This is a genomic window from Nonomuraea terrae, assembly GCF_004348995.1.
Lineage (GTDB): Bacteria > Actinomycetota > Actinomycetes > Streptosporangiales > Streptosporangiaceae > Nonomuraea > Nonomuraea terrae.
Genome location: NZ_SMKQ01000019.1, coordinates 1 through 13,108, shown reverse-complemented (window position 1 = coordinate 13,108; position 13,108 = coordinate 1). Strand labels below are relative to the sequence as shown.

Annotated in this window: 12 protein-coding genes and 1 pseudogene; 4 read left to right on the top strand and 9 right to left on the bottom strand. The window is 72.5% G+C overall.

What is annotated here, in order from left to right:
• Positions 1–12: 12 nt before the first annotated feature.
• Complete coding sequence (locus tag E1286_RS47730) at positions 13–393, top strand: YbaB/EbfC family nucleoid-associated protein (RefSeq protein WP_165969667.1); 381 nt, start codon at positions 13–15, stop codon at positions 391–393.
• Positions 394–608: 215 nt separating this feature from the next.
• Here the strand turns inward: E1286_RS47730 and E1286_RS09785 are convergent, their stop codons facing one another.
• From E1286_RS09785 to E1286_RS09770, 4 genes are all read right to left on the bottom strand, one after another.
• Positions 609–920 (bottom strand): WhiB family transcriptional regulator, encoded by a 312-nt coding sequence (locus E1286_RS09785; RefSeq protein ID WP_080036407.1) that lies wholly within the window; start codon positions 918–920, stop codon positions 609–611.
• 100 nt (positions 921–1,020) lie between these two features.
• Entirely contained in the window at positions 1,021–1,881 is an 861-nt protein-coding gene (locus E1286_RS09780) for a sucrase ferredoxin (protein WP_246074646.1), read from the bottom strand.
• Positions 1,882–1,995: 114 nt separating this feature from the next.
• Positions 1,996–3,492, bottom strand: a complete 1,497-nt coding sequence (locus tag E1286_RS09775) for a glycerol-3-phosphate dehydrogenase/oxidase (protein WP_132610890.1) — start codon at positions 3,490–3,492, stop codon at positions 1,996–1,998.
• Complete coding sequence (locus E1286_RS09770; RefSeq protein WP_132610888.1) at positions 3,485–3,994, bottom strand: TetR/AcrR family transcriptional regulator; 510 nt, start codon at positions 3,992–3,994, stop codon at positions 3,485–3,487. Before E1286_RS09770 ends, E1286_RS09775 begins: the two co-directional genes overlap by 8 nt.
• Before the next feature lie 31 nt (positions 3,995–4,025).
• On the opposite strand from E1286_RS09770, the gene E1286_RS09765 reads away from it, so the two are divergent.
• Positions 4,026–5,636, top strand: coding sequence for an FAD-binding oxidoreductase (locus E1286_RS09765; protein ID WP_132611008.1), 1,611 nt, complete (start codon positions 4,026–4,028; stop codon positions 5,634–5,636).
• Positions 5,637–5,766: 130 nt separating this feature from the next.
• Here E1286_RS09765 and E1286_RS09760 read toward each other — a convergent pair whose 3' ends face one another.
• Positions 5,767–6,180, bottom strand: a complete 414-nt coding sequence (locus tag E1286_RS09760; RefSeq protein WP_132610886.1) for a hypothetical protein — start codon at positions 6,178–6,180, stop codon at positions 5,767–5,769.
• A gap of 174 nt (positions 6,181–6,354) precedes the next feature.
• Between E1286_RS09760 and E1286_RS09755 the strand changes: the two genes are divergently transcribed.
• Entirely contained in the window at positions 6,355–7,797 is a 1,443-nt protein-coding gene (locus E1286_RS09755; RefSeq protein WP_425464746.1) for a metallophosphoesterase family protein, read from the top strand.
• Between the two features lie 33 nt (positions 7,798–7,830).
• Positions 7,831–9,399 carry a bifunctional 3'-5' exonuclease/DNA polymerase gene (locus E1286_RS09750; RefSeq protein WP_132610882.1) on the top strand — a complete coding sequence of 523 codons (1,569 nt, stop codon included), beginning with the start codon at positions 7,831–7,833 and terminating at the stop codon, positions 9,397–9,399.
• Between the two features lie 16 nt (positions 9,400–9,415).
• Here E1286_RS09750 and E1286_RS09745 read toward each other — a convergent pair whose 3' ends face one another.
• The 4 genes and pseudogenes from E1286_RS09745 to E1286_RS09730 all read right to left on the bottom strand — a co-directional run.
• Positions 9,416–10,600: an FAD-dependent monooxygenase gene (locus E1286_RS09745; protein WP_132610880.1), complete on the bottom strand. Its 1,185-nt coding sequence runs from the start codon at positions 10,598–10,600 to the stop codon at positions 9,416–9,418.
• A 99-nt stretch (positions 10,601–10,699) separates the two neighbouring features.
• Positions 10,700–11,974: an MFS transporter gene (locus E1286_RS09740; protein WP_246074644.1), complete on the bottom strand. Its 1,275-nt coding sequence runs from the start codon at positions 11,972–11,974 to the stop codon at positions 10,700–10,702.
• An 87-nt stretch (positions 11,975–12,061) separates the two neighbouring features.
• Positions 12,062–12,877 carry an MOSC domain-containing protein gene (locus E1286_RS09735; RefSeq protein ID WP_132610878.1) on the bottom strand — a complete coding sequence of 272 codons (816 nt, stop codon included), beginning with the start codon at positions 12,875–12,877 and terminating at the stop codon, positions 12,062–12,064.
• Positions 12,874–13,108 (bottom strand): annotated as a pseudogene (locus tag E1286_RS09730) (MFS transporter); the annotation flags it as partial. The pseudogene E1286_RS09730 and the gene E1286_RS09735, both read right to left, overlap by 4 nt.

The following is a 13,108-nucleotide window of genomic DNA, read 5'->3' as shown; positions in this document are numbered from 1 at the left end:
GAGGTGACGAGGTTGTTCGGCCCTCGCAGGAACCCCGCCGACATCAGCCCGGAGGAGCTCGCCCGCGACGCCGAGCAGGCCGAGCGCATCCGCGCCTGGAGCGAGCGTGCGCAGGCCGCGCTCGACGAGGTCACCGGCACGGGCGAGGCCGCAGGCGGCCAGGTCACGGCCACCGTGGCGGCCGACGGCAAGGTGCTTCAGGTCGTCATCGGCGAGCGCGCGATGCGGCTCGGCAGCCTGGAGCTGGCCGAGGAGATCCTGGCCGCGCTCCGGCTCGCCGCGCTGGACGCGGCGCGCAGGACGGAGGAGCTGATCCGCGAGAGCCTGCCGGGCTTCGACCCGGCCGATGCGCTCGCCGCGTTCGAACGCCTCGCCGCCACGCCCTGGAGGTAGGGCGCGCAGGGTTCGCCCGGCGCTCTGGAAGCGACAGGCAGGCGTGCGGAAACGACAACGGCCACCCCGTGAGGTGGGGTGGCCGTTTCGCTGAAGAGCCTGATCAGGCAGTTGCGCCGACCGGGTTCGCCAGAGCCTGGACATGGCGGGCCAGGATCCGGTTCATCGGGACAACTGCGTGATCACGCGATGCATGGTGATAGCTGCCGGGTGTGTCAGGCTGCGGAGATGCCGGCGCTGGCCGCGCGGCGCATACGACGGCGACGCTCGCTGGCGCGCTCGTCCTCGTTGAGACCGCCCCACGTGCCGTACTTCTCGGGCCGGGACAGCGCGTAGTCAAGGCACTCGTTGCGGACGGGGCACTGGGCGCAGATCGCCTTGGCCTTCCGCTCACGTACGTCACGCTCGGGCTGCCGCTCCCCATCGGGGCCGAAGAAGAGCACGAGGTCCTCACCCCGGCACGCGGCATCATCCTGCCAACCCCAGCTGGGGCGCGGGCGGGCGAGCTGCCGACGTACCTGAGACATGAGAAAACCACCTTCGTGAGAGGTATTTCGGTGTTTGAGCCGCATTGGACGCTTTTGGCGTCACTGTTCCAACGCAAGGTCGGGCCGTGATGTTCCCTGGTCAGGTGAGAGCGGGCGTGGCGTACTGCACAGGCGCGAGCCTGTCCAGCGAAACCAGCCGGTAAGTCGTGATCGTCTCGGCGCAAGCCGTACCACACGGCGGTGTGAACGCCGATGGCTCAACCACAACTTGGAACCGGACGTCGCCGCAGCGCACGATGGCTTCGGTGACGTCGCCGTCCGACCTCGAGGATTCCACGGCCACTGCTCCGACGGAACGCTCTCCCGAATGGGCTCGGGCGAAGTGCTCCGCGGCTTGCGATGGCTCAGGGATGCCTGCGCGTCCCCGGTAACGGTCGAGGATGACCTCGCCCGACCGGTACGCGTTGGCCGCTGTCAGTGCAGCAGCCTGAGACATGCTGCCGTAGAAAATTCCGTGTGGCAAGCACACGAGGTTGGCGGCGTAGCGATCGCCGCCAACGTGTGACGTTTCCCACACTCTGTCCGGCAGGTTTTCGGCCAGGAACCGAGCGAGGGGTAGTCCAATGCGGGCGCAGCACGCATTGCGCTTGGCGTGCGTGCAGACCAGAAATACCGGCTCGTCTTCCAGTATGCAGGACTCCGGGACCACTCCCGCCACCAGTGCGTCGAGGTCAAGATCGTCTGGACCTGCGACGACGCCACGCGCCAACCAGGGGTTCTCGCCCGCCGCGTAGGCCACTAGCACATGGAGACCCTGATCCCGCGGACGGGTGCGCCTTCCCGGGCGGCGGATCAGCTGCGGTCTGATGCCGCGGTCGAGCGCCCGCTGGACGAGCTCGGCGATCGGTCCGGGGAGCGCGAGGCTCTCCAGGTGCGACGGCCACGGCCCTGGGTACTCGATGAGCAGCCACAGCCTGGCCCCCACGGTGGCGCTGGCCATCGTGGGCACCGCGCCGGTGTGGCAGCCTGCCGGATGGTCGCAGCTCCTCGCCAACGCTCCTACCCCTTCCCCCGAATTGAGCTTAGGTAAGACTAACCTAACGGGTGCGAGGGCTCAGAGGTGGGGTGTTCGGTCCAGTACGTCCCGTGTCGCGGCGAGCGCACGCTCTCTGTCCTGCTTGACCAGGCCGATCCTGGTCCGCCGGTCCAGCAGGTCGTCCGTGTCGAGGGCGCCCTCGTGCAGCACCGACCAGAGCAGGTCGCCCTCCGTCAGACCGAGCCCGACCTCCTCGGGGTACGCCTTGACGAGCTCGTACGCGGCCCCGGCCTCGGAGCCGTACCGCTCGGTCAGGCGGGCCGGCACGCCCGGCGGCTGCGGGCCCGCGCCGGTGAGCGGGATCCTCCGCGTGCGGCACCGCCCGGCCCGGAGGTCCGCCAGCGCGACCGCCCGGTCCACCGCGTCCTCGGCCATGCGCCGATATGTCGTGAGCTTTCCTCCGACGACGGTGACGACGCCGTCGCCGGGGAGGACGGCGTGCCGGCGGGACAGGTCGGCCGTCCGCCCGTCGGCCGCCAGAAGGGGCCTGAGACCCGCGTACGCGCCCGCGACCGCCTCTGGGGTCACCGGAGTCTCAAGGGCCCCGTTCAGCACCTCCAGGAGCGTTCTGACGTCCTCGTCGGGAACCTCCGGGACGTCGGGCGCCGGACCGTCCACCGGCTCGTCCGTCAGCCCGACGTGGATGCGCCCGTCGCGTTGCGGGAGCACCAGGGCGAACCGGTTGACCTCTCCAGGAATCGGCACGTGCAGGCCCGCGATCAGGCCAGGCAACGTGCCGGGCGCGAGGACCAGGTGGGTGCCGCGGGACGGCCGCAGCCGTACCTGGGGGTCGAGGGCGTCCGCCCACACGCCGGCGGCGTTGATCACGACCTTGGCGCGGACGGTGAACTCCTCGCCGGTCAGCTCGTCGCGCACGTCCGCGCCCCGGCCCGTCAGCCGCAGGGCGCGGCAGCGGGTCAGCACGTACGCGCCGTGCGCGGCGGCGGTGCGCGCGATCGCCACCACCAGGCGGGCGTCGTCGAGCAGCCGGCCGTCCCACGACAGCAGCGCGCCGCGCAGCCCGTCCCGCTTGAGCACGGGCGCCAGCGTGTGCGCGCGGGCGGCGCTCAGCAGCGTCGGGCCCGGGAGCAGGCGGCGCGGCGTGCGGGCGGCCGCGCGCAGCCCGTCGCCGAGCCGGTAGCCGGCCATCACCAGCGCCGCCTGCCTCCGTGAGACGGCCGGGGTCAGCGGCAGCGCGTACGGGTGCGCCCCGGCCAGGTGCGGCGCCGTGCGGCGCAGCAGGATCCCGCGCTCGACCGCGCTCTCGTACGCGACGCCGACCTGTCCCTTGGCGAGGTAGCGCAGGCCGCCGTGGACCAGCTTCGAGCTCCACCGCGAGGTGCCGAAGGCGAGGTCGTGCGCGTCGATGGCGGCCACCCGCAGACCTCGTGAGGCGGCGTCCAGGGCCGCGCCCGCGCCGGTCGCGCCCAGGCCGACCACCAGCACGTCGAGGCGTTCCTCGGCGACCCGGCGCAGCTCGCGGGTGCGTCGGGCGGCGTTCAGCGAGCTATCCAAGGTAGGCCTCCAGGAGGGCGGTGAGCTCGGCGTCGAGCTCGTCCATGGTGACGGGGTCCAGCATGGTGGGCGCCGACAGCAGGAACGACTGGGCGACCAGCAGCACCGCCCTTGCCTTGCGAGCGTCGCAGACGGCGCTCCCGAGCAGGTCGAGCATCGCCTCGTGGGCGGCCCCGCGGCGTTCCAGCAGGTACGGCAGCAGCAGCTCGGGATCGGCTTCCACGATCTTGCGCCACAACGGGTGGGCGCGCAGCTCGCGCACGCCCGTCACGACCGCGCGCACCGGGTCGGACATGTCCAGCCCGGCCACCACGCGTACCCACTCCCTGGTCATCACGTCGGCGACCAGCGAGCGCACGTCGGACCAGCGGCGGTAGAGCGTCATCCGCGACACCCCGGCGCGGCGGGCCACGTCGGTGAGCGTCGTCCTGCGCACACCGTAGGCGAGCACGCAGTCGCGGGCCGCGTCCAGGACGCCCTCATTGTGACGAATCGACGCCATATGTCACAGTGTAAGGGTGACTGGAGAACCCATGCTGTGGTCCGGCTGGGGCGACCCCGCCCAGGCCCGCGAGCTGCCCGAACCGGTGCGCGGGCTGCTGCGCGACCTGCTCGGCGTGCGCGCCCCGCAGACCCCCGCCGCCACCTTGGAGTCGGTACGGCTCGCGCCGGTCGCACTCGTCGAGCCGCTGCTGGAGGCGCTCACCGAGGTCGTCGGCGCGGAGCACGTGCTGACCGGGCACGAGGACCGCGTCCGCCGCACGCGCGGCAAGTCCACCCCCGACCTGCTGCGCATGCGCGCCGGGGACGGCTCGGACGCGCCCGACGCGGTGGTACTGCCCGGCTCGCACGACGAGGTCGCCGAGCTGCTGCGGCTGTGCTCGCGGGAGCGGATCGCGGTGGTGCCGTTCGGCGGCGGCACCTCGGTCGTCGGCGGGCTCGCCGCCGCCGGGGACGGGTTCGCCGGCGTCGTCGCGCTCGACCTGCGCCGGCTCGACCGGCTGCGGTCGGTGGACGCCGGGTCGAGGGTGGCCGAGTTCGAGTCGGGCGTGCGCGCGCCCGACGCCGAGCGGCTGCTCGCCGCACACGGCCTCACCCTCGGGCACTTCCCGCAGTCCTTCGAGTACGCCACGCTCGGCGGCTTCGCGGCGGCCCGCTCCAGCGGGCAGGCCTCGGCCGGGTACGGGCGCTTCGACGACATGGTCGTCGGCCTCACCCTGGCCGCTCCGGCCGGCACCCTGGAGCTCGGCCGCGCCCCCAAGTCGGCGGCCGGGCCCGACCTGCGCCAGCTCGTCCTCGGCTCGGAGGGCGCGTTCGGGGTGATCACGTCGCTGCGGCTGCGCGTGCGGCGGGCACCCGCCGAACGGCGGTACGAAGGCTGGCGGTTCGCGTCGTTCGCGGAGGGGACGGCGGCCATGCGGGCGCTCGCCCAGGACGGCCCGCTCCCGGCGGTGCTCAGACTCTCGGACGAGACCGAAACCCTGATCGGCCTGTCCAGACCGGACACGATCGGCTCCACCGGCTCGAACGAGCCCGCCGGCTCTGCGGGCTCCGGCGGGCCGGGCGTCTCCGGCGGGTGCCTGCTGATCGCCGGGTACGAGGGGGAGCGGGTGGGGGCCCGGCACGCCGCCGCCTCCGCCGTGCTGGCACGGATGGGCGGGCAGCCGCTGGGCGCGGAGCCGGGGGAGTCGTGGAAGCACGGGCGCTTCTCGGCGCCGTACCTGCGGGACTCGCTGCTCGCCGCCGGAGCCACCGTCGAGACGCTGGAGACGGCCGGCTTCTGGTCGAACCTGCCCCGGCTCTACGACGCCGTCCGCCTGGCGCTGCTCGGCGCGCTCGGCTCGCCGCTCGTCATGTGCCACGTCTCGCACGTGTACGAGACCGGCGCCTCGCTCTACTTCACCGTCGTCACCCCACAGGACGAAGACCCCGTCGCCCAGTGGGCGCGGGCCAAGGCGGCGGTCAACACGGCGATCGTGGATGCGGGGGGCACGATCACGCACCACCACGGCGTCGGCCGCGACCACCGCGACGCCTACGCCACCGAGATCGGCCCCCTGGGCACGGCCGTCCTGCGCGCCGTGAAGGCGGAGCTCGACCCCGCCGGCATCCTCAACCCCGGCGCCCTCATCCCCCGTGACTGACCACCCGCGGCCGTGGCGCCCGCGAGATCAGGATCGCCGGTAGGCCGGGCGGGGCGAGCACGCCCGGCCGCCCTCCGGGCGTGTGGTGCGCGAGGTCGTGCCGGGGATGGCGCCTGATGATGACGGCGGGTCAGTCGGACCGGGCGAGGGACTCGGCTTCGGCGAGCGTGGCGGCGGCTTCCGTGTGGCGGTTGAGGGCGTCGAGTGCTTCGGCCAGGCAGCCCAGGGCCATCACCAGGGGGGCGCCGCCGATCGAGCGGGTGAGTGCCACCGCCTCCTGGGCCAGGGGGAGCGCCTCCGTGGCCCGGCCGCGGCCGAGCAGGAGCTTGGCGCTGGTGCGCAGGCAGCGGGCCAGCAGGGCCGTGTGCTCGGCGGGCGACGCCTTGACCAGCGCCCGGCTCCGCGCGACCGCCTCGCTCGCGCTCTTGACCGCCGACGAACCACCCCATCGCGGCCGGTTCATCGCGAACGCCAGCAATCCCTCGATGGCCTCCACGTCAGAGGTGCCCTTGCGCGTCGCGTCGTCCGAGCCTTTACGGATCATGGGAGCCTCCTTCGGCGGCCCAACCGCTTGCTTGGGGGCATGAGGCTACACCATGAAACACCTTCTGTGTTCTCGGCGGTACGGAGCGTTCAAGGTGCGTGAAAGGTAGATCACGGTAAAGATGTGGTCATGGTGGAAGTCGCGGCTGAACGGGGAAAGCAGCTTTCGTCCAGGGTGTCGGAGGAGGGGGCGGGGTGGACCTGTGCCCAGGTCGGTACGTTCGCCCAGCTCAGACCCGACAAACAGGGCTTCTCGTGGCTCAATCTGCGCACGCTCTGGCGGTCGAGGAACGAGGTGCTCGCGGGCCTGTTCGGAGATCCTTCCGGTGAGGTGCGGGCACGATGGGTGGAGTCCCAGGAAGCCCGTGGGATAGATCCGGAATTTCGCATCAAGCCACCCGTCGAGGGAAATTTCAGTTTCCTCTTGCTGGGTGACACCGGCGAAGGAGACGCGTCCCAGTACGCCGTCGTCCCCGGAATGCTGAGAATGGGCGAACAAACGGCGTTCGCCATCATCGCGAGCGACGTCGTCTATCCGACGGGATCGGGCAACGAGTACGGCGACAAGTTCTTCCGTCCGTACAAGGACTATGACGCCCCTATTTACGCCATCCCCGGCAACCACGACTGGTACGACGGGCTCGGCGGGTTCATGCGGGTCTTCTGCGACGCGCCGCCGCTGAAGCCCAAGCCCGACCGGGGGCTGCGCGGGCTGCTGTGGCGCAGGCCGGAGACGATCGACGAGGCCCGGCTGGCCGAGGCGCGCTCGATGCGCGGCAAGCCCACCCAGCAGGCGACGCAGCCGGGGCCGTACTGGGTGATCGAGAGTGACGACCTGCTGGTCGTGGGGGTCGACACCGGCATCAGGAACGTCATCGACCGGGACCAGACGGCCTGGCTGCGGCGGATCTCGCAGGACCCTAGGCCCAAGGTCCTGGTGACCGGGAAGCCCATCTACACCGCCAACGCCTACAAACCGTCCCCGCTGGAAGAAGGCGGCACGATCGACGACATCGTGCGCGACCCGGCGCACCGGTACGTCGCGGCCATCGGCGGCGACGTGCACAACTACCAGCGCTATCCGGTCAAGGTCGGCGACCGGGTCATCCAGTACATCGTGACCGGCGGCGGCGGGGCGTTCATGCACGCGACGCACACCATCCGCCGCGTGGACGTCGGCGGGGTGCACGAGGACGACTTCCGCTGCTACCCGCTGCGCGGCGACTCGCTGTCGTTCTACAGCCAGCTGTACGCGAAACGGCTGCGGATGAAGTGGCTCTATCTGACCCCCGCCGAGGCGGCCTGCATCATGTCCGAGCAGATCAGGAACGAGCCGGTGCGCACCCCGGAGGGCCCGGTCACGATCACCCGGCGGATGCGGTGGGCGGCACGGCTGCTGGGGGCCTGGCCGTGGCCGCTGCGGCTGCCGGTGGACCGGGTGTTCCACCGCTACCTGTCGGAGCTGTCCGACTGGGACACACCGCCGTTCTTCAAGCAGTTCCTGCACGCCACGGTCACCCCCGGGGAACTGACCCTGCGGTGCTTCGCCGCCACCGGCTGCCTGGCCCAGGAGCTCGAACCGCCGCTGGAGGACGAGGTCCGCATCCGCCTCGCCTGAGTTTCTGTCGGTGGCGTTTGGCACCCTGGACACGTGTATGTCGTGGTCGCGGGGGAGACGGTGCTGCCGGTCGGAGGCACGCCCCGGCGTCCCGCCGATCTCGCCGAGGCCGTGCGTGAGCTGGAGGCCGCCGAGCGGCCGCGGTGGGTGTGGGCCGACACACGGGAGACGTACACACCGCTGCTTGAGCGGGGGGTGCGGGTCGCGCGCTGCCACGACGTCGCGCTGACCGAGGGCCTGCTGCTCGCCTACGAGGGCCTTCACGGCGAGCCCCGCTCGGCCAGGGCCGCGCATGCCCGGCTGCGCGGGCTGCCGGTGCCGGAGGAGCAGCCGAGCGCGGCCGGCACGCTGTTCGCGCCCGAGCCGCCGGCCGCGGAGGCGGTCGCCGAGGTGCTGGCCGACCAGCTCGGGCGCGTCGCGGCGCTGCCCGAGCCGGGCCGGTTCCGGCTGCTGGTGGCGGCCGAGTCGGCCGGCGCGCTGGTGGCGGCCGAGATGTCCCACGAGGGCATGCCGTGGCGCAAAGACGTGCACGACGCGCTGCTGACGGAGCTGCTCGGGCCGCGTCCGGTCCACGGCATGCGGCCGGCCAAGCTGCAGGCGCTGGCCGACGAGGTGGCGGCGGCCTTCGGCCACGCCGTCAACCCCGACTCCGTGCAGCAGCTGGTCAAGGCGTTCAAGGGTGCGGGGGTGGCGCTGAAGACGACCCGGTCGTGGGAGCTCAAGCGCGTCGACCACCCGGCGGTGACGCCGCTGCTCGCCTACAAGGAGCTGGCGCGGCTGTTCAGCGCCCATGGGTGGGTGTGGGCCGACCAGTGGGTGCGCGGCGGGCGGTTCCGTCCCGAATACGTGGTGGGCGGCGTCGTCTCCGGCCGGTGGGCCACCAACGGGGGCGGGGCGCTGCAGATCCCCAAGGTGATGCGGCGGGTGGTGATGGCCGACGACGGCTGGGCCCTGGTCGTCGCCGACGCGGCCCAGCTGGAGCCGCGGGTGCTGGCCGCGATGGCCGGCGACCAGGGCCTGGCCGGAGCGGCCGGCGAGATCGACCTGTACGCGGCGCTGGCGCAGTCGTTCGGGGGCGAGCGGGCCAACGCCAAGATCGCGATGCTGTCCGCCATGTACGGCGGCACCAGCGGCGACGCCTCCAAGCTGCTGGCCGTGATGCGGCAGCGCTTCCCGAAGGCGTACCAGTTCGTGGAGGACGCCGCCAAGGCGGGGGAGGAGGGGCGGCTCGTCCGGTCGTGGCTGGGACGCACGTGCCCGCCGCCGTCGCAGCGCTGGCGCGAGCTGGTGTCGGGGCCCGAGGGCGGTCGGGCGGCCCGCGACCGCGGGCGCTTCACCCGCAACTTCGTCGTGCAGGGCACGGCCGCGGAGTGGGCGCTGGCGCTGCTGGCGGTGCTGCGCGGGCTGCTGCCGGAGCCGGCCCGGCTGGTGTTCTTCCAGCACGACGAGGTGATGGTGCACTGCCCGCTGGAGCAGGCGGACGAGGTGATCGCCGCCGTGTCGCAAGCAGCCGCCGAGGCCAGCCGCCTGCTCTTCGGCGCCACCCCCGTCCGCTTCCCGATGGAAGCCGTCGCCGTCGGCTCCTACTCCGACGCCAAGTGACCGCCGCTTGAGCGGGTCACGCGTAGTGGGGAAGGTCGATCTTCTCGGCGGGGTGCGGGAAGAGCGCGCTCGCCTGTCGCACGGCTTTCCGCACGGCCGGGCTCGTGGCCAGCCTCGTCGCGGCCCGCAGGGAACGCACGCCGAGTCGTGATCGCGGATGGGCGATCCGGGGAAAGCCTGGCACGAGGTTCTGCGCGCTGTGCGCGTAGGGGCGCATCAGGGCCTCGTAACGAGCGAACGCGGTGCGGTGGCCGGCGGCGGCGAACAGCTCGCCGGCCAGGACGTAGGCGCCGGTGAGGGCGAGGGTGGTGCCCATGCCGCTGAGAGGGGACGCGCAGTAGGCGGCGTCGCCGACCACCGCGACGCGTCCCTTGCTCCACGACGGGAGCCGGATCTGGCCGACCGCTTCGAAGTAGAAGGGCGAGGCGTCGATCGCGTCGAGGACGCGTGGCGTCTCCCATCCGGCGTCCTGGAAGATGCGGCGCAGCAGACGCTCCTGCTCCGCGGCAGGCAGGTTCGCCGGTCCGGGAGCGTCGCTCAGGAAGGACAGGGTCGCGCGGATCGTGCCGTGGTTGTCGGGCCGCAGCGTGACCGCGCGGCCCCCGCCGGGGTGGTACCAGCGCCACCGGTCGGTGTCCGCGGCGATGCGCGGGACGGTGGTGTAGACGAGGCACAGGCCGAGATACCGCGGTACGGCGTCCGGGAACACCAGGCGGCGGGTGCGGGAGGTCATGCCTTCGGCGACGACCACGAGGTCGAAGCTCTCCCGGGCCCCGCTGCTGAAGTCGACGTCCACATGGCTGGAACGTTCCACGAGCCCGGCGATCTCGTCGCCGAACACGTAGCGCGCGCTGTGGGCCGTCCGCCGGTACAGCAGCCGCGCCAGGTCGCCGCGCAGGATCTCCACCTCGGCGGTCATCCCGCCCGAGTCGTCCTGTCCCTTGGGCAGGTAGGCCACGCACCTGCCGTCGTCGTCCACGATCTCGGTGCCCGTCTCGCCTGTGCCCGCGGCCTTCACCTCTTCCTCCAGGCCCATGCGGCGGATGACGTGCCGGCCGGCGCCGCGGATGTCGATGTTCTGGCCGGTGTCGCGCAGGCCGTCGAAGCGCTCGACGACCGTGACCTCCCAGCCGCCCCGAGCCAGCCAGTAGGCCAGCGCCGGACCCGCGACACTCGCCCCCGTGACGAGAACCCCCGGCATGATCGCTCACTTCCGCCCCGTGCGTGACGACATGTCATCGACGCCTGCCCAGGAACGCCGTGGCCTACCGCGGGGAGGGGCCGGTCTGATCGAGGTGACTCATGCCGCGGGAGTGGAGCGGGCGCGGGTGAGGGCCAGCCAGAGGCCGGCGGCGCCGACCATGACGCCGACGACGAGACCGAGCGTGGGGTAGCCGAGGACGCCCACGATGGCGCCGGCGACGACCGTTCCCGTGGCGCCGCAGACGTTCATCAGGAGGTCGGACAGGCCCTGGACGGCGGGGCGCCGGTCGAAGGCGACCGACTCCGTGACCAGCGCCGAGCCGGCGACCAGGCCGCACGACCAGCCCAGCCCGAGCAGCACCAGCGCCGCCGTCACCTGCCACACCCGGTGCCCCGCCGTGCCGGCCAGGGCGGCGGAGGCGAGCAGCAGCACCGTGCCGAGCAGCAGCACGGGCACCTTGCCCGCCTTGTCGGCCAGCCAGCCGACGACCGGCGACAGCACGTACATGCCGGCGATGTGCAGGCTGATCACGAGGCCGATGACGTCGAGGTTGGAGCCGTCGTGGTGGAGCTTGACCGGGGTCATCGACATGACCGACACCATCGCCGTGTGGCTGACCGCGATCATGACGAGCGCGCGGCGGGCCGTCGGGGTGGTGCGCAGGACCTGCCAGGCGGTACGGATCGTCCGATTGCGCCCGGGCCCGGCGGGCTGGGAGCCGTTCTGGGAGCGGGCGAGCGTGAGCGGGTCGGGCCGCAGCAGGAACAGCACCACGGCCAGCGCCAGGGCGAAGGCCAGCGCCGCGAACGCGAACGGCCCCGCCGTCTGGACCATGCCCAGCCGCATGCCGATCTGGTCGGCGGGCTTGGCCAGGTTCGGGCCGGCCACCGAGCCGATCGTCGCGGCCCACACGACCAGCGACAGGTGCCGGGCCGACCGGTCACGGGGCGACAGGTCGGTGGCGGCGTAGCGGGCGGCCAGGCTGCCCGCGCTCCCGCCGCCCACCAGCACGAGCCCGGCCAGCAGCAGCGGCCAGGAGCCCAGGGTGATCGCGAGCACCGAGATGGCGCAGCCGGTCAGCGCCGCCCCGTACGCCAGCGACAGCCCGGCGCGCCGCCCGCCGCTGCCGGACGCCTTGGCCGTCGGCAGGGCGAGTAACGCCGCGCCCAGCACGGTCGCCGTGCCTGCGAAGCCGCTGATCACCGTGGAGCCCGACAGCCGGTCCACCACGACGGAGCTGAGGGCGAGCCCGACGGCCACGCCCACGCCTCCCACGATCTGCGCCGCGGACAGCACCGCCAGCGTGCGCCGCTGGACGGCACGGATCCGGTCAGGGGACGAGACCGCGGTCTTCTCGGGGGCACTGGTCACTGGTGAAGTTTCCCATAGCCCCCAACATCACCCCAAAGGGGATTGTGGGCCTTTTTTAATGCAGAAATCCCGTCTTTTCGCGACATTTCAGAGAACTACGACCGGATCCCCCTGCGTGATCCGCCCGGGCCGGTCCGGGATCAGGTTGATCCCGAACCATACCTTCCCATCCCATTTCCGGTGACGGGAGAGCGTGCGGATGGGCTCCTTGCCCTTGGTGTACGTCACCGTGTCGACTGTGGTCAGCACACATCGATCGCACCCCTTGGTCACCCGGAAGACCACCTCGCCGATGCGCACGCGCTTCCACTCGTCCTCGGCGAACGGCTCCGCCGCCCCCTCGACCACCACGTTCGGCCGGAACCGGCGCATCGGCAACGGCTCGGGTGGCTCCTCGCCGCGCTCGAGGGCGGTCTCGGCGATCCAGTCGCGCAGCCGGTCGAGGGAGGCGGTCGAGGTGAGCAGCAGCGGATAGGCGTCGGCGAGGCTCACCCGGTCGTCCGGCTGTCCGTACGCCGGGTCGACCGGGCGGCGCGTCGGGTCGTCCAGCCACCGCAGCCTGACCGGCCGCCCCGCCAGCGCCGACAGCCACGCGGCGGCCTCGTCGCCGCAGTCGGTGAGCCGCACCGGGTCGCCCCAGACGTCCACCGTCGAGTGGGCCGTGCCGGCCACGACCCGCAGGGGCTCGGCGTGCGGGCCGGTGAGCGTGAGCACCTCCCCGTCGAGCACCGGGACACAGGCCAGCAGGCGCGGCTCCTCCCGCGCGGTGAGGATTTCGCCGCCCGCGTCGGTGATGAGGTGGCGCCGGTCGCCTGCCAGCCCCCACGGCTGGACCTCGGCCTCCGGCACGTCGTGCCCAGCCGCCGACTTGACGGGATAGAGGGAGATGCTCGCCAGCTTCATAGCGTCGAAGGTATCTCACGGATTTCCGGAACGGCCGGACTCGTCCTGCTGTGCAGGAGCGCCGCCAGCGACACCGCCGCCAGGGCGGTGACCCCGAGCGCGGCGCCGATCCAGGCCACCGACGGGTAGCCGAGGCCCGCGTCGATGGCCAGGCCGCCCAGCCAGGGACCGGCGGTGATGCCGACGTTGAAGGACGAGACGTTCACCGCGGCGGCCAGCGTGGGGGCGTCG

Coding starts and splice junctions, on each gene's coding strand:
- E1286_RS09785 (WP_080036407.1), bottom strand. CDS start 920: ATGTCTCAGGTACGTCGGCAGCTCGCCCGCCCGCGCCCCAGCTGGGGT.
- E1286_RS09780 (WP_246074646.1), bottom strand. CDS start 1,881: ATGGCCAGCGCCACCGTGGGGGCCAGGCTGTGGCTGCTCATCGAGTAC.
- E1286_RS09770 (WP_132610888.1), bottom strand. CDS start 3,994: ATGGCGTCGATTCGTCACAATGAGGGCGTCCTGGACGCGGCCCGCGAC.
- E1286_RS09765 (WP_132611008.1), top strand. CDS start 4,026: ATGCTGTGGTCCGGCTGGGGCGACCCCGCCCAGGCCCGCGAGCTGCCC.
- E1286_RS09760 (WP_132610886.1), bottom strand. CDS start 6,180: ATGATCCGTAAAGGCTCGGACGACGCGACGCGCAAGGGCACCTCTGAC.
- E1286_RS09745 (WP_132610880.1), bottom strand. CDS start 10,600: ATGCCGGGGGTTCTCGTCACGGGGGCGAGTGTCGCGGGTCCGGCGCTG.
- E1286_RS09735 (WP_132610878.1), bottom strand. CDS start 12,877: ATGAAGCTGGCGAGCATCTCCCTCTATCCCGTCAAGTCGGCGGCTGGG.